Source organism: Oerskovia rustica, assembly GCF_014836555.1.
GTDB lineage: Bacteria > Actinomycetota > Actinomycetes > Actinomycetales > Cellulomonadaceae > Oerskovia > Oerskovia rustica.
The window spans coordinates 1-23,822 of sequence record NZ_JACSQQ010000041.1 but is presented as its reverse complement, the minus strand read 5'-3'; the positions used below and the strand labels follow the sequence as shown (position 1 = coordinate 23,822).

Annotated in this window: 27 protein-coding genes and 2 tRNA genes; 20 read left to right on the top strand and 9 right to left on the bottom strand. The window is 73.5% G+C overall.

The window, feature by feature from the left end; all coding sequences use genetic code 11:
• The first annotated feature begins 1 nt into the window (after position 1).
• Together H9652_RS17280 and H9652_RS17275 are read left to right on the top strand one after the other, a co-directional pair.
• Positions 2-75, top strand: a tRNA-Met gene (locus H9652_RS17280).
• Positions 76-240: 165 nt separating this feature from the next.
• A tRNA-Met gene (locus H9652_RS17275) sits at positions 241-314 on the top strand.
• Positions 315-389: 75 nt separating this feature from the next.
• On the opposite strand, the gene H9652_RS17270 is transcribed toward H9652_RS17275, so the two are convergent.
• The gene (locus tag H9652_RS17270; RefSeq protein WP_318244243.1) at positions 390-1,106 is read right to left on the bottom strand and encodes an NADPH-dependent F420 reductase; all 717 of its coding nucleotides are present in this window, start codon (positions 1,104-1,106) and stop codon (positions 390-392) included.
• Between the two features lie 18 nt (positions 1,107-1,124).
• On the opposite strand from H9652_RS17270, the gene H9652_RS17265 reads away from it, so the two are divergent.
• The 9 genes from H9652_RS17265 (at position 1,125) to H9652_RS17225 (ending at position 7,567) form a co-directional block, all read left to right on the top strand.
• Entirely contained in the window at positions 1,125-1,619 is a 495-nt protein-coding gene (locus tag H9652_RS17265) for a MarR family winged helix-turn-helix transcriptional regulator (RefSeq protein ID WP_191797689.1), read from the top strand.
• Between the two features lie 182 nt (positions 1,620-1,801).
• Positions 1,802-2,656 (top strand): ABC transporter substrate-binding protein, encoded by an 855-nt coding sequence (locus H9652_RS17260; RefSeq protein ID WP_191797687.1) that lies wholly within the window; start codon positions 1,802-1,804, stop codon positions 2,654-2,656.
• A 1-nt stretch (position 2,657) separates the two neighbouring features.
• Complete coding sequence (locus H9652_RS17255; RefSeq protein WP_191797685.1) at positions 2,658-3,596, top strand: amino acid ABC transporter permease; 939 nt, start codon at positions 2,658-2,660, stop codon at positions 3,594-3,596.
• Positions 3,593-4,324 (top strand): amino acid ABC transporter ATP-binding protein, encoded by a 732-nt coding sequence (locus H9652_RS17250; protein ID WP_191797683.1) that lies wholly within the window; start codon positions 3,593-3,595, stop codon positions 4,322-4,324. The genes H9652_RS17255 and H9652_RS17250 overlap by 4 nt, the downstream gene beginning before the upstream one ends.
• 82 nt (positions 4,325-4,406) lie before the next feature.
• Positions 4,407-4,892 (top strand): dsRBD fold-containing protein, encoded by a 486-nt coding sequence (locus H9652_RS17245; RefSeq protein ID WP_191797681.1) that lies wholly within the window; start codon positions 4,407-4,409, stop codon positions 4,890-4,892.
• Between the two features lie 129 nt (positions 4,893-5,021).
• The gene (locus H9652_RS17240; protein ID WP_191797679.1) at positions 5,022-6,161 is read left to right on the top strand and encodes a DUF2235 domain-containing protein; all 1,140 of its coding nucleotides are present in this window, start codon (positions 5,022-5,024) and stop codon (positions 6,159-6,161) included.
• A 112-nt stretch (positions 6,162-6,273) separates the two neighbouring features.
• Positions 6,274-6,699, top strand: a complete 426-nt coding sequence (locus tag H9652_RS17235) for a DUF1761 domain-containing protein (RefSeq protein WP_191797677.1) — start codon at positions 6,274-6,276, stop codon at positions 6,697-6,699.
• Positions 6,700-6,707: 8 nt separating this feature from the next.
• On the top strand, positions 6,708-6,992 hold the full coding sequence (locus tag H9652_RS17230; protein ID WP_191797675.1) for an acylphosphatase: 285 nt from the start codon (positions 6,708-6,710) through the stop codon (positions 6,990-6,992).
• An 11-nt stretch (positions 6,993-7,003) separates the two neighbouring features.
• Positions 7,004-7,567, top strand: a complete 564-nt coding sequence (locus H9652_RS17225; protein WP_191797673.1) for a DsbA family protein — start codon at positions 7,004-7,006, stop codon at positions 7,565-7,567.
• Here H9652_RS17225 and H9652_RS17220 read toward each other — a convergent pair.
• Complete coding sequence (locus H9652_RS17220) at positions 7,555-9,195, bottom strand: MFS transporter (protein WP_318244242.1); 1,641 nt, start codon at positions 9,193-9,195, stop codon at positions 7,555-7,557. The two genes, H9652_RS17225 and H9652_RS17220, sit on opposite strands and share 13 nt — an antisense overlap.
• A gap of 152 nt (positions 9,196-9,347) precedes the next feature.
• Entirely contained in the window at positions 9,348-10,796 is a 1,449-nt protein-coding gene (gene nhaA / locus H9652_RS17215) for a Na+/H+ antiporter NhaA (RefSeq protein ID WP_191797669.1), read from the bottom strand.
• Between the two features lie 131 nt (positions 10,797-10,927).
• On the opposite strand from nhaA, the gene H9652_RS20385 reads away from it, so the two are divergent.
• Positions 10,928-12,277 carry a molybdopterin molybdotransferase MoeA gene (locus H9652_RS20385; RefSeq protein ID WP_318244241.1) on the top strand — a complete coding sequence of 450 codons (1,350 nt, stop codon included), beginning with the start codon at positions 10,928-10,930 and terminating at the stop codon, positions 12,275-12,277.
• Between the two features lie 29 nt (positions 12,278-12,306).
• On the top strand, positions 12,307-12,759 hold the full coding sequence (locus tag H9652_RS17205; protein WP_191797667.1) for a molybdenum cofactor biosynthesis protein MoaE: 453 nt from the start codon (positions 12,307-12,309) through the stop codon (positions 12,757-12,759).
• Positions 12,760-12,778: 19 nt separating this feature from the next.
• Here H9652_RS17205 and H9652_RS17200 read toward each other — a convergent pair whose 3' ends face one another.
• The 3 genes from H9652_RS17200 to H9652_RS17190 form a co-directional block, all read right to left on the bottom strand.
• On the bottom strand, positions 12,779-13,015 hold the full coding sequence (locus H9652_RS17200; protein ID WP_138825210.1) for a hypothetical protein: 237 nt from the start codon (positions 13,013-13,015) through the stop codon (positions 12,779-12,781).
• A 107-nt stretch (positions 13,016-13,122) separates the two neighbouring features.
• Positions 13,123-14,277, bottom strand: coding sequence for a GTP 3',8-cyclase MoaA (moaA, locus tag H9652_RS17195; protein WP_191797665.1), 1,155 nt, complete (start codon positions 14,275-14,277; stop codon positions 13,123-13,125).
• 70 nt (positions 14,278-14,347) lie between these two features.
• Complete coding sequence (locus H9652_RS17190; protein WP_318244240.1) at positions 14,348-14,758, bottom strand: winged helix-turn-helix transcriptional regulator; 411 nt, start codon at positions 14,756-14,758, stop codon at positions 14,348-14,350.
• Between the two features lie 126 nt (positions 14,759-14,884).
• On the opposite strand from H9652_RS17190, the gene H9652_RS17185 reads away from it, so the two are divergent.
• Both H9652_RS17185 and H9652_RS17180 read left to right on the top strand, forming a co-directional pair.
• Positions 14,885-15,766 (top strand): SDR family oxidoreductase, encoded by an 882-nt coding sequence (locus H9652_RS17185; protein WP_191797663.1) that lies wholly within the window; start codon positions 14,885-14,887, stop codon positions 15,764-15,766.
• A gap of 146 nt (positions 15,767-15,912) precedes the next feature.
• Positions 15,913-16,881 (top strand): VOC family protein, encoded by a 969-nt coding sequence (locus tag H9652_RS17180; protein ID WP_191797661.1) that lies wholly within the window; start codon positions 15,913-15,915, stop codon positions 16,879-16,881.
• A gap of 106 nt (positions 16,882-16,987) precedes the next feature.
• Here the strand turns inward: H9652_RS17180 and H9652_RS17175 are convergent, their stop codons facing one another.
• The 3 genes from H9652_RS17175 to H9652_RS17165 all read right to left on the bottom strand — a co-directional run bounded on the left by H9652_RS17175 (position 16,988) and on the right by H9652_RS17165 (position 19,041).
• Positions 16,988-17,587, bottom strand: a complete 600-nt coding sequence (locus H9652_RS17175; protein ID WP_191797659.1) for a DUF4203 domain-containing protein — start codon at positions 17,585-17,587, stop codon at positions 16,988-16,990.
• 24 nt (positions 17,588-17,611) lie between these two features.
• On the bottom strand, positions 17,612-18,007 hold the full coding sequence (locus H9652_RS17170; RefSeq protein ID WP_138825201.1) for a universal stress protein: 396 nt from the start codon (positions 18,005-18,007) through the stop codon (positions 17,612-17,614).
• Between the two features lie 203 nt (positions 18,008-18,210).
• Positions 18,211-19,041, bottom strand: a complete 831-nt coding sequence (locus H9652_RS17165) for an IclR family transcriptional regulator (protein WP_191797657.1) — start codon at positions 19,039-19,041, stop codon at positions 18,211-18,213.
• A 73-nt stretch (positions 19,042-19,114) separates the two neighbouring features.
• On the opposite strand from H9652_RS17165, the gene eda reads away from it, so the two are divergent.
• The 5 genes from eda (at position 19,115) to kdpA (ending at position 23,781) form a co-directional block, all read left to right on the top strand.
• Positions 19,115-19,804 (top strand): bifunctional 4-hydroxy-2-oxoglutarate aldolase/2-dehydro-3-deoxy-phosphogluconate aldolase, encoded by a 690-nt coding sequence (eda, locus tag H9652_RS17160; RefSeq protein WP_191797655.1) that lies wholly within the window; start codon positions 19,115-19,117, stop codon positions 19,802-19,804.
• Between the two features lie 6 nt (positions 19,805-19,810).
• Complete coding sequence (locus H9652_RS17155; protein ID WP_191797653.1) at positions 19,811-20,935, top strand: sugar kinase; 1,125 nt, start codon at positions 19,811-19,813, stop codon at positions 20,933-20,935.
• A 240-nt stretch (positions 20,936-21,175) separates the two neighbouring features.
• Entirely contained in the window at positions 21,176-21,544 is a 369-nt protein-coding gene (locus H9652_RS17150) for a hypothetical protein (RefSeq protein WP_138825193.1), read from the top strand.
• Between the two features lie 399 nt (positions 21,545-21,943).
• Positions 21,944-22,036 (top strand): potassium-transporting ATPase subunit F, encoded by a 93-nt coding sequence (locus H9652_RS17145; protein ID WP_129429396.1) that lies wholly within the window; start codon positions 21,944-21,946, stop codon positions 22,034-22,036.
• An 89-nt stretch (positions 22,037-22,125) separates the two neighbouring features.
• Positions 22,126-23,781 carry a potassium-transporting ATPase subunit KdpA gene (kdpA, locus tag H9652_RS17140; RefSeq protein WP_191797697.1) on the top strand — a complete coding sequence of 552 codons (1,656 nt, stop codon included), beginning with the start codon at positions 22,126-22,128 and terminating at the stop codon, positions 23,779-23,781.
• The last annotated feature ends 41 nt before the right edge of the window (positions 23,782-23,822 follow it).

Below are 23,822 nucleotides of genomic sequence, written 5' to 3'. Positions count from 1 at the left end.
ACGCGGGGTGGAGCAGCTCGGTAGCTCGCTGGGCTCATAACCCAGAGGTCGCAGGTTCAAATCCTGCCCCCGCTACACATGGAAGGCCCGGTTCAGCAGACATGCTGGACCGGGCCTTCGTCATTCCCGGGATGCCATCGGGGAGGAGTGCCGGACCCACGTGCCGCCCGCGTGTGACGTGCCCGACAGGCGCCCTGGTCACGGCAGGGGCGAAAGGTCGCGTAGAGTGGTGTTCACCGACGCGGGGTGGAGCAGCTCGGTAGCTCGCTGGGCTCATAACCCAGAGGTCGCAGGTTCAAATCCTGCCCCCGCTACAAAAGGAAGGCCCGGTCCAGCAGACATGCTGGACCGGGCCTTCGTCATTCCCGGGTCGCGCCCAGGACACCGCGTCAGTCGGCGAGTGTGAAGCCGGTCGTCCACTGGGTCGCGCCGGAGCCTGCGAGCGTCATCTGGACGAAGCCGAGGGCCTCGAGCTCGCGGGCGCGCTTGAGCGACCCGGCGTCGATGCCCTTGAGGCCGCCCGCGCGGACGAGGTCGACGAGCGTGGCCTTGGCGTCGTTGTCGTCGCCTGCGACGAGCACGGTGGTCGACTGGTCGGCGACCTTGCCGCTCGCGAGGGTCGAGGCGAAGTTCGTGTTGAACGCCTTGACGACCGTGGCGGTCGGGGCGAGCGCGGCGATCTGGGCGGCGGCCGAGGAGTCGGCCGGGACGACGAGAGAGTCGAACGTCGCGAAGTCGACGGGGTTGGTCGGGTCGACGAGGACCTTGCCGTCGAGCCGGCCGGCGTACTGCGCGAGGACCTCCGGCACGGCGGGGTAGGGGAGCGCGAGGACCACGAGCTCGCCCGTGATCTCGTCGCCGACGACGCCCGACGTGAACGATGCGCCGGAGCCGAGTGCGGCGGCCTTCTCGGCGTCGCGCGCCAGGACCTGGACCTGTGCGCCGGCGTCGAGGCCGATGCGCGCCACGCCTGCTGCGATGTTCCCTGCGCCGATGATCGTGATGCTGGTCATGAAGTCCTCCGGGGCTGCGACGCCGGTGCCGCACCGACGTGATTGGTTGTTGATACAACTAACGTAGACCCGCTTAGTTGTCGTGTCAACCATTGCCGGTAGACTGGTCCCATGACCGACGACGTGCGATGGCTCTCCCCCCGCGAGCTGCGGACCTGGATGCGCCTCCAGGCCGTCTCCGAGCTCCTCCCCGGTGTGCTCGACGCCCAGCTCCAGCGCGACGCGCAGCTCACCCACTTCGAGTACCTCGTGCTCGCGATGCTCTCCGAGGCGCCGGACCACACGCTGCGCATGACGGACCTGGCGCTCAAGACCAACGCGACCCTGCCCCGCCTCTCGCACGTCGTGAAGCGCCTCGAGGGCCGCGGCTACGTCGAGCGCTCGCCCTGCCCCGAGGACCGTCGGGCCACGCTCGCGGTCCTGACCGGCGCAGGCTGGGACAAGGTCGTCGCGACGGCACCCGGCCACGTCGGGACGGTCCGCGAGCACATCATCGACCGCCTCACCCCGGAGCAGGTCGACCAGCTCGACCAGATCGCGCGCTCGATCCTCGAGTCGCTCGACACCGAGGGGCGCCTCGACGCCCTCCACCTCCCCGAGGACTGAGCGACGGAGGGAAGGAGCGACGGTGCGACGGTGTGACGCGACCCACCGTCTCACCGTGCGTCCCGCCCATGTCTCACCGCATGGGACCGGCGTAGAGTCGACCTCCGGCGAGTCCCGGCAGCACGCGTCACCCGCGGCCGTCCGGAGCCGCCTCGTCACCCTCCTGACCCCGGAAGGTCCTCATGCGCCGCCTGAACGCCGTGCTGCCCGTCGCAGCCGTCTCGACCGCCCTGCTCCTCGCGGGCTGCTCCGCCGACGACTCCTCGAACGACGCCGGCTCGGCCGGCTCGACGCCCGCGTGCGTGCCGGGCGCCCTGCCCACCCACACCGACGGCAAGCTCACGGTCGCCGCGGGCGAGGCGTACTCGCCCTGGTACATCGGCGAGCACGACAGCGGCGAGGGCTTCGAGTCCGCGCTCGTCTACGAGGTCGCCGACCGGCTCGGCTACTCAGCGGACGACGTCGAGTGGGAGCTCGTGACGTTCGAGCAGATCGTCAGCCCCAGCATCAAGGAGTTCGACTTCGCCGCGTGGCAGACGTCCATCTCGGACGAGCGTCGCAAGGCCGTCGACTTCTCGAGCCCCTACCTCACGACCCGCCAGGGCGTGATCGTGCAGGAGGCCGGCCCGTACGCGGGGGCCACCACGCTCGACGAGCTCAAGGACCTGCGCATCGGCGTCACGGCCGCCCAGACGAGCCTCACGCTCGCGAAGGCCGCGTTCGGCGACGACGCGAACATCGTCCCGTTCAACGGTGCGGGCGACGGCATGACGGCCCTGCAGTCGGGCACGATCGACGTCATGGTCATGGACGTCGACCAGGGCGTCGCGGCCTCGACCGAGTACTTCCCCGACTCCGTGGTCATCGGCACCCTGCCGGACCAGGGCACGGTCGAGCAGTACGGCCTGGTCCTTGACCTGGGCTCGGTGCTCACCGACTGCGTCTCGGCCGCGGTCGACTCGCTCGAGGAGGACGGCACGCTCGCCGAGCTGCGCACCACGTGGCTCAAGTCGGACGACATCCCCGAGCTGGGCTGAGGTGAGCGGGGGCGCGTCGGGCGTCGCACCGCCCGAGGACAGCAGGCCCGACGGCGGCGCTCACCCCGGGACCGCAGCCTGGACCCCGTCCCCGCTCGCGGTGGCGAGGGACTCCTACCGGCGTGCGCGGCGCCGTCGGGCAGCGTGGGTGTCCACGCTCTCGACCGTGGTCGTGGTCGCGGTCCTGTACGTCGTGGTGACCACGGCCCCCGGGTGGGAGCGCACGCGCGACGCGTTCTTCTCCCCGGCCAGCGCGTGGGACTCGCTGCCCGCGATCGCCGAGGGGCTGTGGCTCAACCTGCGGGTGTGGGTCGTGGCGTCGGTCGTCGGGATGGTGCTCGGGATGACGCTCGCCGTGATCCGCACGAGCCGCGTCCCGGCGCTGTTCCCGCTGCGCGCGTTCGCGGTCGCGTACGTCGACGTGTTCCGCGGGGTTCCGCTGCTGCTCGTGCTGCTGCTGGTCGGGTTCGGCCTGCCGGCGCTGCGGCTCGAGTGGCTCCCGACGTCAGGGGAGTTCCTCGGCGCGCTCGCGATCATCCTCACGTACACCGCGTACCTCGCCGAGGTGTTCCGGGCCGGGATCGAGTCGGTGCACCCCTCGCAGGTCTCGGCCGCGCGCTCGCTCGGGCTGACCCGCGCGCAGACGACGCGCAAGGTCGTGCTGCCGCAGGCCGTGCGGCACGTGACCGCGCCGCTCGCGAGCAACCTTGTCTCGCTCCAGAAGGACTCGGGGCTCATCTCGATCCTGGGCGCCGTGGACGCGATCCGGGCCGCGCAGATCGCGGCGTCCGGCAGCTACAACTTCACGCCCTACGTGGTGGCGGGCGTCCTGTTCCTGCTCGTCTCGATCCCGCTCACGCGCGTCGTCGACGTGTACTCGGCCCGTCAGGGGTGGCGCGGGTCGCTCGCGACCGTGAGCGGGGCGGGGGCGATCCGATGAGCCACCTGCTGTCCCTGCGGGGGATCCGCAAGACGTACGGCGAGCGCCTCGTGCTCGACGGGATCGACCTCGACGTCGACGAGCACCGATGCGTCGTGCTCGTCGGGGCGTCCGGGTCGGGCAAGTCGACGCTGCTGCGCGTCGTGAACCTTCTGGAGGAGATCGACGACGGCGAGATCCTGCTCGACGGGCAGGACGTCGCCGACCCGCGCCTCGACGCGAACGCCGTCCGGGCGCGCATGGGCCTGGTCTTCCAGTCGTACAACCTGTTCCCCCACATGAAGGTCATCGACAACGTGACCCTCGCCCCGCGCCTCGTGCACAAGCGCGGCCGTGCCGAGGCGGAGGCGGTGGCCGAGGCCATGCTGCGCCGCGTCGGTCTCGCGCACCGTATGACGGCCTACCCCGACCAGCTCAGCGGCGGCGAGCAGCAGCGTGCCGCGATCGCGCGGGCGCTCGTGTCCTCGCCCGAGCTGCTGCTCCTCGACGAGGTCACCTCGGCGCTCGACCCCGAGCTCGTGGGCGAGGTCCTGGACCTGCTCGCGGACCTGCGGGCCGAGGGCGTGACCATGCTCGTCGCGACCCACGAGATGGGCTTCGCTCGCGAGGTCGCCGACGAGGTCTGCTTCCTGCACCAGGGCCGCGTGCACGAGCGCGGCACGCCCGAGCAGGTCCTCGGCGACCCGCAGCGCGAGCGGACCCGGGAGTTCCTGCGCCGGCTGCGCTGACCGGGCCGCGGGGACACCGCCCTTCCGCGCGGGCCGCCCGGCGCGCATCATGGAAGCAGGTTCCTCAGCGGGGAGGCGCGACATGTTGGCAGCGGTCGGAGACAGGATCATCCGGGCCTCGGGGGTCGTCGGCGGCGCGGTCCGCGACGGCATGGTCGTCGAGGTCCAGCACGAGGACGGCTCGCCGCCCTACCTGGTCGAGTGGGCCGACACGGGCGAACGGACGCTCGTCTACCCGGGGCCCGACACCATGGTCCGCGCTCCCGTCGAGGGCGCCGAGGCGCACGAGGTGGCCGTCCCGGTGCACGCGAAGTCCTGGCACGTCCAGGTGAGCCTCGTCGAGAGCGAGGGGCGGACGACGGCGGAGGCCATCCTGGTCGGTGACGTCCCGTCCGAGCTCCACGCCGTGGGCAGGGCTCGCAAGGACCCCGGCGACACGGAGATCGAGGCGATCGGCGACCACGTCGCGGCGGCTCGCGCGCTGCGCGCGCTCGCGGACCGGCTGCTCGGCATCGCGGAGTCGGAGATCGAGGGGGCGACGGGGGTACCCGCGCACGTGCACCACTGAGCCCGCGGGCTGCGGCCGGCGGGGCCGGCGGGCCTGGTCGGCGGAGCGCGGCGCTGCATCACCCGGCGGCGCGCGGGGCGCCCTCCAGGTAGGCCCGCCGACGGCGACGGGAGGGTTCGAGGAGGAGCCATGAAGCGCCTGGTGCTCTGCTGCGACGGCACGTGGAACTCGCCGGTCCGTGCGAGCGTGTCGAACATCGAGAAGATCGCCCGGTCTGTCCACACGGGCATCGGGCCCGACGGGGTCCAGCAGATGGTGTTCTCGGTCGAGGGCGTCGGCGCCCGCGGCTACCGGGTCGACGCCCTGCTGGGCGGGGCGTTCGGGTACGGGCTCAGCCGCAACGTCGTCGCGGGCTACCGGGACCTTGCGCTCAACTACGAGCCCGACGACGAGGTGTACGTCTTCGGGTTCAGCCGTGGTGCGTACACCGCGCGCAGCGTGGCGGGGATGATCGCGAGCGTCGGCCTGCTCACGGCGGACGCGCTCGCCGACCGCGGCGCCGGCAACCTGCTGGCCGAGGCCGAGGCCCTCTACCGCGACCACTCACCGGGTCGCCGCGCTCGCGTCTCGGCGTTCCGCGAGAGGTACTGCTACCCGCAGGTGCCCATCACCTTTCTCGGGGTGTTCGACACCGTGGGGGCCCTCGGCGTCCCGGGCATCACCCGTCGCAGGAGCCGCTTCCACGACGTGCGCCTCTCGAGCGCCGTCCAGTGCGCGCGCCAGGCCCTCGCGATCGACGAGCGCCGGCTCACGTTCGAGCCGTGCCTGTGGGACGTCCCGACCGACGACGACCGGCCGGGAGGCGTCAAGCAGGTCTGGTTCCCCGGCGCCCACTCCGACGTCGGCGGGGGCAACGACTCGTCGGGGCTGTCCGACGTGGCCCTGCTGTGGATGATGGGGGAGGCCGCGACGTGCGGGCTGACGTTCTACCCGGACCGGGTGCTCGCCCAGCTCGGCGACGAGCCGGAGCTGGTCGGGCGGTTCACGCCCCGGGCGCTGTACCGCGTGCTCAACACCGCCAAGCGGTGGAAGCGCAGGCCTCGGTTCAAGGGGACGCGGCGCCTGCTCGCCGGGGTGCCGCTCGAGGACGGCTACGTCGACGACGTCCTGCTGTCCGACCTCGCGCTCGCGCTGAGCGCCGACCCCGCGTCCGACTACGCCAGGCACGCGCGCAACATCGCGTGGTGGAAGGAGGCCGCCGGTGGTGACCTCGCGGTCGAGGCCGTGCCGACCCTCACCGACGTCCCCCGACGGCTCGTCCTGACCTGAGCGTCGACGTTCCGCCCGGCGCGGCGGGCGCCCCGGCGGTTAGCCTGAAACCGGTGGCGCGCTGCGTCGTCGGGCCGCACGCCTCTCCGGCGCCGCGCGGAAGGAGCGAGACATGGCATGGCTGGACACGATCGGAGACCTCAACTGGTGGGCCGTGCTCGTGGCCACCCTCTCGACGTTCGTCGTCGGTCTCCTGTTCTACTCGACCGGTGCGCTGGGGCGGCAGTGGGCGAGCCTCGTCGGGCTGACCGAGGAGGAGATGAACAGCAGTGAGGGCGCCGGGCCGCGCTTCGCCGCCACGGGCGTCGCCTCGCTCCTCACGGCGATCCTCCTGGGGGCGCTGATCCTCGCGACCGGGGTCGACGGGCTGTGGGAAGGACTGCTGTTCGGCGCGGTGGTCGGCCTGGTGTTCCGCGCAGGGGCCCACGTGATCCACAACGGGTTCGCGCACCTGCCCACGCGACTGACCCTGATCGACGGGCTGCACGACGTGGTCGAGCTCGCGGTCATGGGCGCGATCCTCGGCGTGTGGCAGTAGGCGTGGGTATGGCGGACGACGACCGGTCGCACGACGGCCGGCCGCACCACGGCCGAGGGGAGGCTGCGGTCCGCGTGGTCGTGCACGGGCAGGTGCAGGGCGTCGGCTTCCGGTGGGCGACGACCCGCCAGGGCGCCGCGCTCGGGCTGGCGTGCGACGCGCAGAACCTCCCCGACGGGACCGTGCTCGTGACGGCGCGCGGCGAGGCGTCGGCCCTCGACGGACTCCTCGACTGGCTCCGGAGCGGACGGACGCCCGGGCACGTGACGCGCGTCGACGAGGACCCGGTGTGATGCTGGGGGACATGACCTCGCCCGCCGACCTCGTACCAGCGAACGCCCACGTCTTCGGCGCTCCCGACGCGCCCGTGACGATCGTCGAGTTCGGCGACTTCGAGTGCCCCTACTGCCACGACGCGGCCCCCGTCCTGCGGACGGTCGTCGAGGAGTCGGACGGTCAGGTCCGGCTCGTCTTCCGCCACTTCCCGCTGTTCGAGGTCCACCCCTATGCGCTCACGGCGGCGCTCGCGGCCGAGGCCGCCGGGGCGCAGGGCAGGTTCTGGGAGATGCACGACCTCCTGTTCGCGCACCAGGATCGGCTCGACGACGTCGGGCTCGCGCACTGGGCGCAGAAGCTGGGTCTGGACGGTGCGAGCGTCGTCGGTGACGCCGCGCAGCAGCACGGTGACGCCGTCGAGCGCGACTACCTGGCCGGGACGGCGCTCGGTGTGCGGGGCACGCCCACGCTCTACGTCGAGGGCGTGCGGTATCGGGGCCGGGTGACCGAGGACGGCGTCCGGGCGGCGGTCGCCGCCGCGCTCGCGGACGCGGGACGGGCGACGGGCCCGGCACCAGGTCAGGGCGCCTGAGCCGAGGGGGCGTTCGAGTCCTTCCGCGGCGCCGCCGGACCGCCCACGGGCGCGGTCGGGACCAGTCGTGCGAAGAACAGCGCCGTCAGGGCCACCAGGGCGAGCACCGCGAGGCTCGCCCGCAGGCCCGTGATGCGTGCGGCCTCGTTCTCCTCGGTCAGGGCGGCGACCTCGTCGGGCGGCAGCCCGGCGCTCGTGAGCGCCTCCTCGACCTGCGCGTCGGAGATGAAGGGGACGCCGCCCGCGAGCTCGACCTGGGCCGTCGCGGCGATCTCGGCGCGCACCGCAGGGTTGTTCGCGACCCCGGTGAGGAAGGTCGCCGTGAGGCCCGCGATGAGGACCGAGCCCGCGAGCGCCGTCCCGAGCGACGCGCCCAGGTTGGTCAGGGTGTTCTGCAGGCCGCCGACGTCGCCGCTCTGCTCGTCGGGCACGGCCGAGACGGTCACGGCCCCGAGCTGCGAGGCGAGCGCCCCGACGCCGAGCCCCGCGAGGGCGAGCGGGACCGTGACGACCTCGGGCCCGGCACCGACCTCGAGCCCGGCGAGCAGGCTCACGATTCCGGCGAGCAGCGCGGCCACGCCCCAGCGCACGACCGTGCGGGGCGAGGCGCGTGGGAAGAAGCGCGGGATCCCGACGGCCGCGAGCAGGAGCGTCACGGACAGCGGCAGGAGTCGGATGCCGGTGTCGAGCGCGGAGAGCCCGAGGGCGACCGACAGGTACAGGGGGACCGTGAAGAACAGGCCTGCCTGGAGCATGAACTGGAAGAAGAACATGGTCAGGCCGCCGTTGAGCTGGGCGTTGCGCAGCATGTCGGGCCGCACGAGCGGTTCCTTGCCCGCCGCGACGACGCGGTGCTCCCACGCGAAGAAGAGGCGGACGACCAGCATCCCGGCCAGGATCAGCCAGATGGTCGGGGACAGGCCGAGCCACGACGGTCCACCGGGTCGCGTCTGGACCCAGCCCCACTCTCCCGAGCGCAGCACGCCGAACACCGCGATGCCGAGCCCGACCGCGGACAGCACCGCACCGACCAGGTCGAGCCGGAACCGCGGACCGAGCGGGGCGTCGGCGATCCGGCGCGTGAGCAGCAGGATCACGGCGACGATCACGACCTCGCCGACGAACACGTAGCGCCACGTCCAGTACGTCGTGACGAACCCGCCCACGAGCGGCCCGGCGGCCACCGCGATGGCCCCCGCGGACGCGACCAGCCCGTAGGCGCGCGGCCGGTCGGGGGCCGCGAAGTTGGAGGCGACGAGCGCGACGATCGCGGGCATGATGAGCGCCGCCCCGACCCCCTCGAGCACCGACCAGCCGAGGATCAGCACGCCGAGGTTCGGCGCGAGGGCGGTCGTGAAGGACCCGCACGCGTAGATGATGCACCCGAGCACGAACGCCCGGCGGCGCCCGATCAGCCCGCCGACCTTCCCGCCCGGGATCATGAGCGTGGCCATGACGAGCGTGTAGAGCGTGATCGCGGTCTGGATGCCGGTGACCGTGGTGCCGACGTCCTGCGCGACCTGGGCGATCGACACGTTCATGACCGAGCTGTCGAGCGTCATGACGAACTGGCCCGAGGCGAGCGTCAGCAGGACGACGCCCGTGGCGCGCTCAGCGGTTCGAGCCACGGTCTGCTCCGGTGCTGCACGAGCCCATGGTCGCCCCCGGTCGTCTGCGTCGCGGCAACGGGTCGTCCCGCCGTGAGTCTCAGTGTGTCGCCCGAGGGGCCGACGGGCCACCGCACGAGTGGCCACCGCCCCAAGGCCTGCGCGGGAGGGGCCTAGGCCTCGACGTCCTCGACCGCCTCGGGCGCGCGCCACGGCCGTGGGGGCAGCCCGGGCGGCGGTCCGGTGGACTCGGGCGAGCACAGGGGCAGGCGTTCGCCCAGGATGCGCAGCGTCACGGACCCGGCGACGGCCGCGATCAGCGACCCCGCGAGGATCCCGATCTTGGCCTGCTCGATGAGCGCCTCGTCGTCGAACGCGAGCTCGGCGATGAACAACGAGATGGTGAACCCGATCCCCGCGAGCATCGCGCCGCCCAGCAGGTGCGAGTAGCGCACCCGGCCGGGCAGGTCGCCCAGGTTCAGCCGCAGGGCCAGGGCCGAGGCGCCGAAGATCCCGACGGCGTTGCCCACCACGAGCGCGACCGCGACCCCGATCGTCAGCCGCGACGTCATCGCGGCCGACAGCGACTCGGCGTCGAGCTGCACGCCCGCGTTCGCCAGGCCGAAGACGGGCACGACGACGTAGGCGCTCCACGGGTGCAGGACGCGCTGGAGCCGGTCGCTCGCGGGCACGGCCGCGCGTGCGGCGAGCTCGGTCAGGTGCTCGCGTTCCGCCGTCGTCTCCTCGCGCAGGCGCTGGGCGTACCCCGGGACGTCGTCGACCTGGTCCGGGCGGGCCCGGCGGGAGGGGACGAGCAGCCCGACCAGGACACCCGCGAGCGTCGCGTGGACGCCCGAGGCATAGACCGCGAGCCACAGCGCGACGCCTGTGCCCACGTACGGCGCGAGGCGCCAGACGCCGAGCCAGCGCATCACGAGCATGCCCGCGACCAGGACTCCCGCGATCGCGAGGCCGGGCAGCCACACGCCGTCGTTGTAGAAGACGGCCATGACCGTGATGGCGCCGATGTCGTCGACGACCGCGAGGGTCAGCAGGAACAGCCGGAGCCGGTCGGGGCAGCGCGGGCCGAACAGCGCGAGGACCCCCACGAGGAACGCCGTGTCGGTCGACATGACCACGCCCCAGCCGTGCTGCGCGTCGGTGCCCGCGTTGAACGCCAGGTAGACGAGCGCGGGGACGAGCAGCCCGCCCAGCGCGCCGAGCGCCGGGACCGCGACCGTCCGCCGGTTGCGCAGCTCACCGCTCGTGACCTCGCGGTTGATCTCGAGGCCGATCACGAGGAAGAAGACCGCCATCGCGGCGTCGTTGACCCAGTGGTGCAGGTCCATGTCGAGCGACCAGCCGCCCAGGTGGATACCGGCCGTCGTGGCCCACAGGTCGTCGTACGCCGCGGACCACGGCGAGTTCGCCCACACGAGGGCGACCACGGTCGCCGCGAGCAGCAGCACCGCGCCGCCCGCCTCGGTCGCGAGGAACTGCCGGACCGCGGGTGCGACCGGTCGCACGGGGAAGCGCAGCGGGGGCCCCGGCCGCTGGTCGAGCGTCGGGAGGAGCGGCCGCCCGCCGGGCTGCGCCGGCGGGACCGGGGGAGTGGACGTCACCGCTCCAAGGTCGCAGCGCGCGGCGCGCGGCGCAACCGTCGGACGGGCACGCTCGTGGCCCGCGGATCGTGACAGGCTGGGTCCCGTGGCCGCCGGGCGGGCGGCCCGTCCGGGCGGCGTGAGGAGCAGAAGTGACGGCAGAGCAGGCAGCGCCGAGCGACGAGGCGAGAAGCGGCCCGACGACGACGCCCGCCACCGCGCCGAGCGGACCCGGGACGGAGCACCAGCAGGCCGCAGGCGCTGGTCGCGTGAGCGTCGAGCAGCACCGTCGCGAGGTCGAGGCGCTGCTCGGGCCGGCGCTCGCGGACCGGCGCGTCGAGCGTGTGGCACTGGTCGACGCGCTCGACCGGGTGCTCGCGAGAGACCTGCTCGCACCCGTCGACCTGCCCGCGTTCCGCAGCTCGCAGATGGACGGCTACGCGGTGCGGTCCGCGGACGTCGCCGGGGCCTCGGACGGGTCGCCCGTCGTGCTGCCGGTCGTGGCCGAGGTCCCCGCGGGGCCCGGCAGCCCGGCGGTCCTCGCCCCGGGGACGGTGGCCCGGATCATGACCGGTGCCGTCGTGCCGGAGGGGAGCGACGCCGTCGTGCCCGTGGAGGACACCGACGCCGTGCGGTTCGGTGCGCACGCGACCGGGGCTCCGCGCGGGTCCGTCGGGACGGACGTCGGGGTGCTGGCGCCGCGCGGTGGGGGCGAGTTCGTGCGCGACGTCGGGACGGACGTGCGTGGTGGCGACCTGGTGCTGGCCGCGGGGACGAGGCTGGGACCGCAGCACCTGGCCGCCGCGGCGTCGTGCGGAGTGCCCTCGCTCGAGGTCCGGGCACGGGTGCGCGTCGCGGTCGTCTCGACCGGCACCGAGGTCGTCGGGCCCGGCGAGCCCGCCGCGACCGGGCAGGTGTACGACGCGAACCTGCCCGGGCTCGCGGCCGCTGCCCGGCGCGCGGGGGCCGAGGTCGTGCTCACCGGGCGCACGGGCGACGACCCGGGCGAGCTGGCCGCACTCCTGGCACGGGCCGCCGAGGCGGCCGACCTGGTCCTCACGTCGGGCGGTGTGAGCCAGGGCGCCTACGAGGTCGTCAAGGACACCCTCGGGGACGGCGTGACGTTCCGGTCGGTCGCGATGCAGCCCGGCGGCCCACAGGGGTTGGGGACCCACCACGGGACCCCGATCCTCACCTTCCCCGGCAACCCCGTGAGCGCCCAGGTCTCGTTCGCGGTCTTCGCACGCCCCCTCCTCGAACGCGCGGCGGGCCTCCCGGACCGGGATGACGAGACGCGCACCGTGACCGCGGCGATCGACTCCCCGCCCGCCAAGCGGCAGATGCTGCGCGGGCGGACGGTGCCCGGTGGCGCGGTCGAGGTCGTCGGTGGCGCGGGGTCGCACCTCGTGGCGACCATGGCGGCGGCCGACGTGCTGATCGAGGTGCCCGAGGGCGTGGCAAGGGTCGAGGAGGGCGAGAGCGTGCGGGTGGTACGGCTGTGAGCGGCGCTCCGGGAGCAGAGGACGGGAAGATGACGGCTGACGACCCGCACCGTGCGCCCGCACCGGGCGACGTGTCCCGCGTGACGAGCGACGTGCTCGACGACGCCGTGGTGCGGTCCGTGGAAGGTGCGGTGTCCTCGCGCGAGTGCGGCGCCGTCGTGACCTTCCGGGGGGTCGTGCGCGACGTCGACGGCGGGCGCGACGTCACGGGCCTCGACTATGAGGCGCACCCCGACGCGACCGAGGTGCTCCGGCGCTGCTGCGCGACGGTGTCCGCCGAGACGGGGCTGCGCGTCGCAGCCGTGCACCGCTACGGGGTGCTGACGATCGGGGACGTGGCGCTCGTCGCGAGCGTCGCCTCGGGTCACCGTGCCGAGGCGTTCGCGGCCTGCTCGCTCCTCGTCGAGCGCATCAAGGCCGAGGTGCCGATCTGGAAGCGCCAGCACTTCACCGACGGCGACTCGGAGTGGGTCGGGCTGTAGCGGCTGACGTGCGGCCCGGTCAGTCGCGCGGGTTGTCCTTGAGGAGACCGAACCCGATGCCGACGAGCGCCCCCAGGATGAGGCCGGGGCCCGCCAGCAGGAACGTGCCTGCCGTGACGCCGATCAGGGTGCCGAGGACGGTGCTCGGCCCCGCTGTGAGGCGGCTCGGACCGGGCCGGTGGACGGGGAGGGAGTCGGCTCGTGGAGCGGGCTCGTCGGGGGTACGGCTGTCGCGAGGAAGGTCGAGGAGGGCCACGCCTCCATGGTAGGTCGCGGGGCGCGTCCAGGCGCGGGATCCTGCGGCTCTCGCGCCGCCGCGGAGGATGATCTTGGACACGTCGGCCGGTCTGGCCGCCGGGCCGGTCAGCCCCCGATCGCGCCCATGCTGCGCTCGGTGCGCGCGAAGGCCTCGGGGTCGTCGGCCGGACCGCCGACCGCACCGGTGTCGGGGGCGCCGCGGTCGAGGCCGTGCGCGAACGGCTTGGCCCACATGGCGCCCTGCCAGGCGGTGACGATCGCGGCGTCGGTGGCTGCGTCGTCGGGCCCTTCGCCGCGCGCCTCCCCGGGCGAGCCGGCGGCCCGACCGGTTCGCAGGAGCGAGCGCAGGTCCACCTCCTCGTTCCCGAACAGGCACGAGCGGACGGTCCCCTCGGCGGTCAGGCGCGTGCGGTCGCAGTCGCCGCAGAACGAGCGCGTGACCGACGCGATGATCCCGACGGTCGCGGGGCCGCCGTCGACCGCCCACTCCTCGGCCGGGGCCGAGGGGTCCTCGCGACCCACCGGGGTCAGCGCGAAGCGCTCGCCCAGGACGTCGAGCAGCCGCTCGGCCGAGACGAGCTGGTCACGGGCCCAGTTCTGGTCGGCGTCCAGGGGCATCTGCTCGATGAAGCGCAGCCGGCACCCGTGCTCGACGGCCCACGCGAGCAGGTCGGTCGCGCCAGCGAGGGTCTCGGGCATGAGGACCGCGTTGAGCTTGACGGGGGACAGTCCTGCGTCGAGAGCGGCCCGGATGCCCGCGAGCACCTGAGGAAGGCGGTCGCGGCGCGTGAGCTCGGCGAAGTGCGTGCGGTCGACCGTGTCGAGCGAGACGTTGACGCGGTCGAGCCCGGCGTCCACGAGCTCGCCGACGCGCTTGTCGAGGCCGATCGCGTTGGTCGTCATCGAGATCCGGACGCCGGGGGCCGCCGCGCGCGTGCGCCGGACGATCTCGGCGAGGTCGGGGCGCATGAGCGGCTCGCCGCCCGTGAACCGCACGTCGCGGATCCCGAGGCGGTAGCCGATCCCGACGAGCCGTCCGATCTCGCCCGGCGTCAGCAGGTCGTCGCGGGGGATCGCGGGGAGTCCTTCGGCGGGCATGCAGTAGGTGCAGCGCAGCGAGCACTTCTCCGTGACGGACACCCGCAGGTCGTGGGCGACGCGCCCGTAGCGGTCGACGAGCGCCTCGGTGTCCGGGCGTCCCGGGGTGCTCGGCGCCCCGGTCGGGCGCACGCGCGGGAGCCCGAGGGCGACGGCGGTCATGCTCGCGAGTCTACGCAGCGGCGGGTGCCGAGGCGGAGGCTGCCCAGCCGCGACGGACGCGTGGCGACGGTCAGCGCGCGGCCCGGGCGTCGTACGCCTCCTGGGCTGCGACGACCTGCGGCACCGCGCCCTCCAGGACGTCGATGAGGTCGACGAGCCTGTCGGCGACGACCTGCCCGAGCTCGGTGAGCGAGTACTCGACGTGCGGGGGGATGGTCGCGCGGACCTCGCGCACGACCAGTCCGTCACGCTCGAGCCCCTGGAGCGTCTGGGCGAGCATCTTCTCGCTCACGCCGTCGATGCGTCGGCGCAACGCGTTGAAGCGGACCGCGCCGTCGCGCAGGCCCGCGACGGTCAGGACTCCCCACCGGCCCGTCACGGCCTCGAGCGCGTGGCGGGACGTGCAGCCGCGCTGGAACACGTCGGCGAGCATCTCGTCGGACGGTCCCGTGGCGTCGAGGGCGGGGTGGAGGTCGGTCACGGGGCCAGCCTAGCGCGCAAGCCGATCGTGAGCACTGTGACGTAGAACGCACTGCTGAATGGATTGCACTTACGAAAAGTTAGTGCCAGGCTGTCGCGGTACCCACCACCCCCTCAGGAGGACCCCATGATCGCCGTCACCGCCGCCACCGGACACCTCGGACACCTCGTCGTCGACTCGCTCGTCGAGCGCGGCGTCGCCCCCGAGCGGATCGTCGCCGCCGTCCGCACACCGGCCAAGGCCGCCGACCTCGCCGAGCGCGGCGTCGTCGTCCGCGAGGCCGACTACTCACGTCCCGAGACCTTGGCGACGGCGCTCGCGGGCGTCGACGTGCTGCTCCTCGTCTCGGGTTCCGAGGTCGGGCAGCGCGTCCAGCAGCACGCGAACGTGGTCGAGGCCGCGAGGGCCGCAGGTGTCCGCCACCTCGTCTACACGAGCGCACCGCAGGCCACGACGTCCGCGCTGGTCCTCGCCCCCGAGCACAAGGCCACCGAGGAGCTCGTCGCGGCCTCGGGCCTGCCCGCCACGATCCTGCGCAACGGCTGGTACACCGAGAACTACCTCGGCGCGGTCGAGCAGGCGCGCGAGACCGGAGTGGTGCTCGGCAGCGTCGGCGAGGGCCTCGTCGCCTCGGCGAGCCGCAAGGACTACGCCGAGGCTGCGGCCGTCGTCCTCGCGGCGGCGGAGGCCGACCCGGCCTTCGAGGGCGGTGTCCACGAGCTCTCGGGCGACGTCGCGTGGGACCACCCGTACCTCGCCGCGACCGTCGGCGAGATCGTCGGCCGCGAGGTCGTCTACCAGGACGTGACCCCCGAGGTGCACGCGCAGATCCTGCTCGACGCGGGCCTCGACGAGGGGACCGCGGGCTTCGTGGTCGCCCTCGACGGCAACACGCGCGACGGGCTGCTCGCCGCGACGTCGGGCGAGCTGTCGCGCCTCCTCGGGCGCCCGACGACGCCGCTCGCCGAGGGGCTGCGGGCTGCGGTGGGCGTGGCGTCGGCCGCGTGAGGCGTGGCGCGGCGCCGAGTGCGTGATTCTGCGTTGGCCGGGCGGCCGGGCGCCCGGCGCGTGGGACAACACCGGCTTCCTTTTAGTTGAAGCATCAACTATTCTGGTGAGCAGAGGTCGGGACCCGGCCCTGGACGGAGGACACCATGACTGACCGCACGACGAGCGTTCCCGGCTCCGACGCCACCGGCTTCGCGACCAAGGACCTGCTCTCGGCCGACACCTCGATGGACGCCGTGACGCTGCACGTCGCCGACCTCGACCTGATGACCCGCTACTACCGGGACGCGCTCTCCCTGGCCGTGCTGACGCCGTCGGACGCCCTGCTCGCGTCGGTCCCCGGCGCCGGGACCGGCTCGCGCGACGAGACGGTGGTCCTCGGGCGCGGCGCGACGCCGCTCGTCGTCCTGCGCCGCGGCAAGGACCTGCCCCGTGCCCGCCGTGGCGAGGCCGGTCTGTTCCACACGGCCCTGCTGTTCGACGACGCCCCCGCGCTCGCCGCTGCCGTCGCGTCGGTCGCGCGCACGGCCCCCAGCACGTTCGTCGGCAGCGGCGACCACCTGGTGTCCGAGGCGTTCTACTTCACGGACCCCGAGGGCAACGGCGTCGAGCTCTACCACGACCGCCCGCGCGAGACCTGGAGCTGGCAGGACGGCCAGGTCGCGATGGACACCCTCTACATCGACCCCCACGCGTTCATGCAGGAGCACCTCACGGACGAGGCGCTCCACCGGGCGCTGACGACCGACGTCGTCGGCCCCGACGACACCGTGGTGGGGCACGTGCACCTCCAGGTGGGCGACATCCCCACGGCCCGCGAGTTCTACGTCGACACCCTGGGCTTCGAGGCCACGGCCTCGCTGCCCAGCGCGCTGTTCGTCTCGGCGGGCGGGTACCACCACCACATGGCCATGAACACGTGGAACAGCCAGGGGGCCGGGCCGCGCGCCTCGACGCTGGGCCTGGGGCAGGTCGCGATCTCCGTGCCCTCCGAGGACGACGTCACGGCGCTCGTCGACCGGCTGTCCCGGCGCGGGATCGAGATGCGCCACGACGGCGCGACGTTGCGGTTCGACGACCCGTGGAAGAACCTCATCGAGGTCGCGGTGCGCTAGCCCGCCCGGCCTCGGCCGCTGAGTGCGGAGCACGCGCCGTCCCGAGCCCGTCGGGGCGGCATCTGCTCCGCACTCGGCGTTCCGTGGGAGTCCCGGCGCGCGCGGGTCAGCGCTTCGAGGGTTCCTCGTCGCGCTCGATGCCCAGGCGCTTGGCGAACAGCCGCCGCTGGACGAGCCACCCCGCGAGGGCCAGCGCGGCCCACGCGAGGAACGACACGACCTGCTCCCAGCCCGGCGACGGGTCGCGCAGGAAGCCCAGCGTGTCCGGAGACACCCTGCCCAGGCCGCCGAGCACGAGGCCCGCACCACCGATGGTCGTGAGCCACAGCAGCGCCCGCCGCCGGTACCTGTCCGCGAGGAATCCGCAGGCCGCCGCGACCGCGATGACGATGATCGCCGCGAGGACCCAGTTCCCCGAGTCGCCCGAGACCGTGCCGTAGAGCTTGGCGCCGATCACCGCGCCGGTCACGATCCCGATGAAGAACGACGCGAGCTTGAACACGAACGCGACCGTGATCCACGCGACGAGCGCGCCCAAGACCCCGACCAGCAGCGCGGTCGACTGGCTCGCGCCGAACAGGTCGCCCAGCATCCAGCCGAGACCGAACCCGGACGCGATGACCGCGAGGTGGACCGAGCCGACGCCGAGGAAGCACAGCAGCAACCCGACGGCGACGATGACGAGACCAGCGACGACCGGGTCCATGGGGACCTCCTGGCGTGATGTGGGCTAGTGCTTGGCCTTGATGACGAGCACGGGAGCATGGGCGTCGAGCAGGACGCGCTGGGTGGTGCTGCCGAGGAGGAACTTGCCGACGGGGGAGCGCTTGCGCGAGCCGATCACGACGAGGCTCGCTGCGAGGCGCTCGGCCTCGTCGAGGATCGCGACCGGCGGGTCGACGCGTGCCTCGCGGTACGTGACGGTCGCGACCGGTGTGCCCTCAGGCAGGGCGTCGAGCAGGTGCGCGAGGTCCGGCGGGAGCGGCGGGTCCTCCTGCGGGGGACCCTCGAGCGGGGTGAGGACGAAGACGGCGAGGGGCAGGGCTCGACGGAGCGCCTCGGCGGCTCCGGCTCGCAGTGCCGCCTCACCCTGTGGCGAGTCGTTGTAGGCCACAAGTACGGTCATCGCCGCGGTGCTCCTCGTTCGTCGTGCCCGGGTCGACGGGCAGATCGCGTGTGATCTGAACTCTCTCACACCGCAGGGGGCCGCGCAGCGAACGGCGGAGCGCGTCGAGGGCTCCCTGCCCGACGGCGTCGCTCGCCGTCGGCGTCCTTGCTCGGCCCGGTCGGTGGCCGGGCTCCCGGCCGGCATCCGGGGCGGCGGTCGGGTCAGCTGCTCGAGGGAGCGAGGTCGGCGGGCAGGCTCAGCGACGGGGGGAGCAGTGGCCGGGCGACGGTGTCGATCATCCGGGCGAGCTCGACGTGCCGGCGGGTGTCCATGCGGTCCGCCGGGGCGGTCACCGACAGGGCCGCGACGGCCTGCCCGGCGCGCAGGAGCGGGACCGCGAGGCAGCTGATGCCGGGCTCGTTCTCCTCGGTCTCGGTCGCGTACCCGCGGGTCCTGGTCGTGCGCAGGGTCTCCCAGAGCGCGTCGTCGGTCACGGGGCTGGTGTCGCCGGCCGCGGCGGTGTACCAGCCCATCGCGGAACGGTCGGTCGCGCGGAACGCGAGCAGGGCGCGGCCGAGCGCGGTGGTGGCGGCCGGGCGGCGGCGGCCGATCGCGGACCACACGCGGACGGCGCGCGCGGGCTCGACCTTGTCGAGGTAGACGATCTCCGGCCCGGACAGCACGCCCAGGTGGATGAGCTCGCCCGACGCCTCGCACACCGCGGTGAGCGCCGGCGTCAGCAGTGCGGGCAGGTGCTCCTCCCCGAGGAAGACGTTCCCGAGCGCGGTCGCCGCAGGGCCGAGGCGATACCTCCCGGTCGCGGGGTCCTGCTCGGCGTGGCCGCGGAAGCGCAGCGCGGCGAGCGTGCGGTGCAGCGAGGTCTTGTTCAGGCCGAGGTCTGCCGCGAGGGTGCCCAGCGGGGTGCCGTGCGGGCCTGCGGCCGCGAGGTGCTCGAGCGCGAGCAGCGCCTTGTCGACCGAGCCGAGGGGGCTGGTGGCCGGTGCGGGGTCGGCTTCGGGAGCGTCCGTGTCGGCGGGCGGCCGGGCTACCACGGGCTGGGGCCGTTCGCGTAGAGTGATTTCGCATTCCAGAACATCCGTTCACTATAACGAAACGCGAGGCCTCATGTCACCCGCTGCGCCCCCGACCGACCTCCACGAGCTCTTCGCCAGGGTCCGGGTCGTCCCCGTGGTCGTCGTGGAGGACGAGGCCCAGGCGCTCGCCCTCGGCGCCGCCCTCCTCGACGGCGGCCTGCCCATCGCCGAGATCACCTTCCGCACCGCCGGGGCACGCGCCGCGATCGCGGCCGTGACGCGCGAGCTCCCCGAGCTCGTGACCGGGGCCGGGACCGTGATCAACGCCGAGCAGGTCGACCAGGCCGTCGACGCCGGCGCCCGCTTCGTCGTCTCGCCCGGCCTGAGCGCCGACGTCGTGCGCCGCGCCCAGCACCACGGCCTGCCGATCTTCCCCGGGGTCGCGTCGCCGTCGGACATCATGGCCGCCCTCGCCCTGGGGCTCGACGTCGTGAAGTTCTTCCCCGCCGGCATCAACGGAGGGGTGCCCGCGATCAAGGCGCTGTCCGCACCGTTCCCCGGGCTGCGCTTCGTCCCCACGGGCGGCGTGAGCGCCACCAACGCGACCGAGTACCTCGCGGTGCCCTCGGTCCTCGCGGTGGGTGGCTCGTGGATGGTCGACAAGGCCCTCGTCGAGGCGGGCGACTTCGCCGAGATCACGCGACGCTCCGCGCAGGCCGTCGCGCTCGCGGCGGCTCCGACGTCCGCAGCCGCGCCCGCCTCCGCTGCCGCAGGAAAGTGAGCTGACATGACCGACAGCACCCGTACCGTGGGCGCCCCCCTGAACCTCCGCCCGGCCGCGGACTGCACCTACGACGTCGTCTCCCTCGGTGAGGTCATGCTCCGCCTCGACCCGGGCGAGCGACGCATCAAGACCACGCGCTCGTTCGACGCCTGGGAGGGCGGCGGCGAGTACAACGTCGCGCGCGGCCTGCGCCGCTGCTTCGGCCTGCGCGGCGCGATCGTCACGGCGCTCGCGGACAACGAGGTCGGCCGCCTGGTCGAGGACCTCATGCTCACGGGCGGGCTCGACACGAGCTACGTCCAGTGGGCGCCGTACGACGGGATCGGCCGCACGGTCCGCAACGGCCTCAACTTCACCGAGCGCGGCTACGGCGTGCGCGGCGCGGTCGGGGTGAGCGACCGCGGCAACACCGCGATCGCGCAGATGCAGCCGGACGACGTCGACTGGGACGAGCTGTTCGGACGCGGCGTGCGCTGGCTCCACACGGGCGGGATCTTCGCAGCGCTCTCCGCGTCGTCCGCGGACGTCGCCGAGGCCGCGATGAAGGCCGCACGCAAGCACGGCACGATCGTGTCCTACGACCTCAACTACCGCCCGTCGCTCTGGCAGGGCATCGGCGGCCCGGCGCGCGCGCAGGAGGTCAACCGCCACCTCGCGCAGTACGTCGACGTCATGATCGGCAACGAGGAGGACTTCACCGCGAGCCTCGGCTTCGAGATCGAGGGCGTCGACGAGAACCTCACGGACCTGGACACCGCGGCGTTCCGCGCCATGATCGAGACCGCTGCAGCCGCGTACCCGAACTTCCAGGTCATCGGCACCACGCTGCGCGCCGTGCACTCCGCGACCCGCAACGACTGGGGCGCCATCGCATGGTCGCGCGTGCAGGGGTTCGCCGAGGCCACGCACCGCGCCGACCTCGAGATCCTCGACCGCGTGGGCGGCGGCGACTCGTTCGCCTCGGGCCTCGCGTACGGGCTCATGGAGCTCGGCTCGATCCAGGAGGCCGTCGAGTACGGCGCCGCGCACGGCGCCCTCGCGATGACCACGCCGGGCGACACGTCGACGGCGTCGCTCGCCGAGGTCCGCAAGCTCGCGTCGGGCGGGAGCGCGCGCGTCCAGCGCTGAGGCGCTCGTCGAGGTGCGGCCAACGGGGGTCCGGGAACGTTCCGGACCCCCGTTGGCCGCATCTCGGGACGGTTCGCGGCGCGCCGCCGTCCGCCCTCCGCCGGGCCCGCGCCTCCTGGCGGCGCGCCGGGCGGCATCCCGCGCGCAGGCCATACCTCGCGGCTAGGGTGGACGAGGACGGACAGATCGGACACAGCCCGTCGGCAGCCCACGTGGCCCGACGAGTGCGAGGAGGCACACGTGGTGCAGCGCGGTGAGGTGCCGCTGGGCCGCCTCCCACGGCGCACCGTCGACGCGCCCGCCGACATCGCCCGTGCCGTCGAGCACGCACGCATCCTGCGAGGAGCGGGCGACCCCACGGGGGCGGCCCGCGTCCTCGACCGGGCCTTCGACGCCGAGGGCGTGCGGACCCGGACCGTCTCCGAACGCCTGCGCTTCCGGGCCCTCGTCCTGCGGGCGGACCTCGCGCTCCAGCTGCACGACGACGTCGCGGCCGCCCGGTTCCTCGCCGGCGCCGAGTCGCTGCCCCTGCTCGCGGACGCCCTCGCGGCGCTCGACGACGACCTGCACCTCGCCGAGGAGCTGCGCGAGCGCCTCGACGCCGACTGATCCCGTCTCGCCGCCCCTCTGATCCCGCCGCGACCCTTTGCCCGGGGGCGCCGGAGCCGACCCCGGTACCGGCCCCCGCGAGGAGCACGGGCGGTGCCGACCACCCGCCGTCAGGGTTGCGTCAACACGCGCCCGGGCCCCGTCAAGAACCCGTCAACGCCGACCCGTGACGCCCCGCCCACGCCGTAGACCTGAGGTGTGCGCAGGAGCTGCGCACCGGCACCGCGCCTCCCGCACCGACCACGAGCAGCCGCTCGCGATCCACGGAGCCGCCCGCCGCACGACGTTCGAAGGCAGAGCTCAGATGGCCGACCTGGCCTACATCCTGCTGACCGTGGTGTTCTTCACCGCCGTCGGCCTCGTGGCACGCCGCCACGGCTCCTCCGGGGGGTCCGCGTCATGACGGTCCTCGACTGGGTCGGGCTCGGCACCGTCGTGGTGCTCCTCGGCTACCTGTTCGTCGCCCTGCTCCGCAGCGACAAGGTCCGGTGAGCGCGACCGTGCTCACCCAGACCTCCGCGCTGGCCCAGACCGCCGTCCTGACCCAGACAGCGACGCAGGCGGCGACACAGACGCCCAGCGTGTGGATCGCCGTCGGGCAGGTCGCCCTGCTCCTCCTCGCGCTCGCCGCGGTCCATGCCCCGCTCGGCGCCTACATGGCGCGCGTCTTCACCTCGCCCCGGCACCTGCGGGTCGAACGGGCCGGGTACCGGATCATGCGCGTCGACCCCGACGCCGAGCAGAGGTGGAGCACCTACCTGCTCTCGCTCCTCGGCTTCTCGACGGCCTCGCTCCTGGTCCTGTACGGGCTCGCGCGCCTCCAGGCGCACCTGCCGATGAACCTCGGGTTCTCGGCGTTCGACCCTGCCGGTGCATGGAACACCGCGGTCTCGTTCGTGGCCAACACGAACTGGCAGTGGTACTCGGGCGAGGCCGCCGCGGGGCACCTGCTCCAGATGGCCGGGCTCGCGGTGCAGAACTTCGTGTCCGCGGCCGTCGGGATCTCGGTCGCGGTCGCCCTGATCCGCGGCTTCATGCGCTCGGGCACCGACGGGCGCGTCGGCAACTTCTGGTCCGACCTGACCCGCACCTGCGTGCGCATCCTGCTGCCCATGGCGTTCGTCGGGGCGCTCGTGCTGCTCGCCACGGGCGTCATCCAGAACTTCGACGCGCACACCGCGATCGACACGGTCGCGGGCGGCACGCAGCACGTGCTCGGCGGCCCCGTCGCCTCGCAGGAGGTCATCAAGGAGCTCGGCACCAACGGCGGCGGGTTCTTCAACGCCAACTCGGCGCACCCGCTCGAGAACCCCACCCCGTTCTCCAACCTGTTCGAGATCTTCCTGATCCTCGTCATCCCCTTCACGCTGCCCCGCACGTTCGGCCTCATGGTCGGCGACAAGCGCCAGGGCTGGGCGATCCTCGGGGCCATGGGCGCGCTGTGGTTCGTCGCGGTCGCGCTCATCACCTGGGCCGAGATGGCCGGCCCCGGTGCCGCCCCGCTCGCCGCGGGCGGCGCCATGGAAGGCAAGGAGACCCGCTTCGGCCTCGCCGCGAGCGCCCTGTTCGCCGCGTCCACCACGGGCACCTCGACCGGTGCGGTCAACGCCATGCACGACTCCCTGACCGCCCCGGGCGGCGGCGTCACGATGTTCACCATGATGCTCGGCGAGATCGCGCCGGGCGGCGTGGGCTCCGGCCTGTACGGGATGCTCATGCTCGCGATCGTCGCGGTCTTCGTGTCGGGCCTCATGGTCGGGCGCACCCCCGAGTACCTGGGCAAGAAGATCGGCCGCCAGGAGATCACGCTCGTCGCGCTCTACATCCTCACCGTCCCGTTCCTCGTGCTGGTCGGCACGGCCCTCGCGATCGCGCTGCCCGCCGGGCAGGCCGGCATCCAGGAGGCGGGCCCGCACGGGCTCTCCGAGGTCCTGTACGCGTTCACGTCCGCGGCCAACAACAACGGCTCGGCGTTCGGCGGCCTCACCTCCGGCACGCCCTTCTACAACACGGCCCTCGGCATCGCGATGCTCGCCGGCCGCTTCATCCCCATGGCCCTCGTCCTGGCCCTCGCCGGACGCTTCGCCTCCCAGAAGACGGTCCCCGCCACCGCGGGCACCCTCCCGACGCACCAGCCGCTCTTCGTGGGCGTCCTGGGGACCGTCGCCCTGGTCGTCGTCGGGCTCACCTTCGTCCCCGTGCTGTCGCTCGGTCCCATCGTGGAGTCGCTCTCATGAATCGTTCTTCTTCCGTCGCTCCCTCGGGGAGGGGGGCCCCC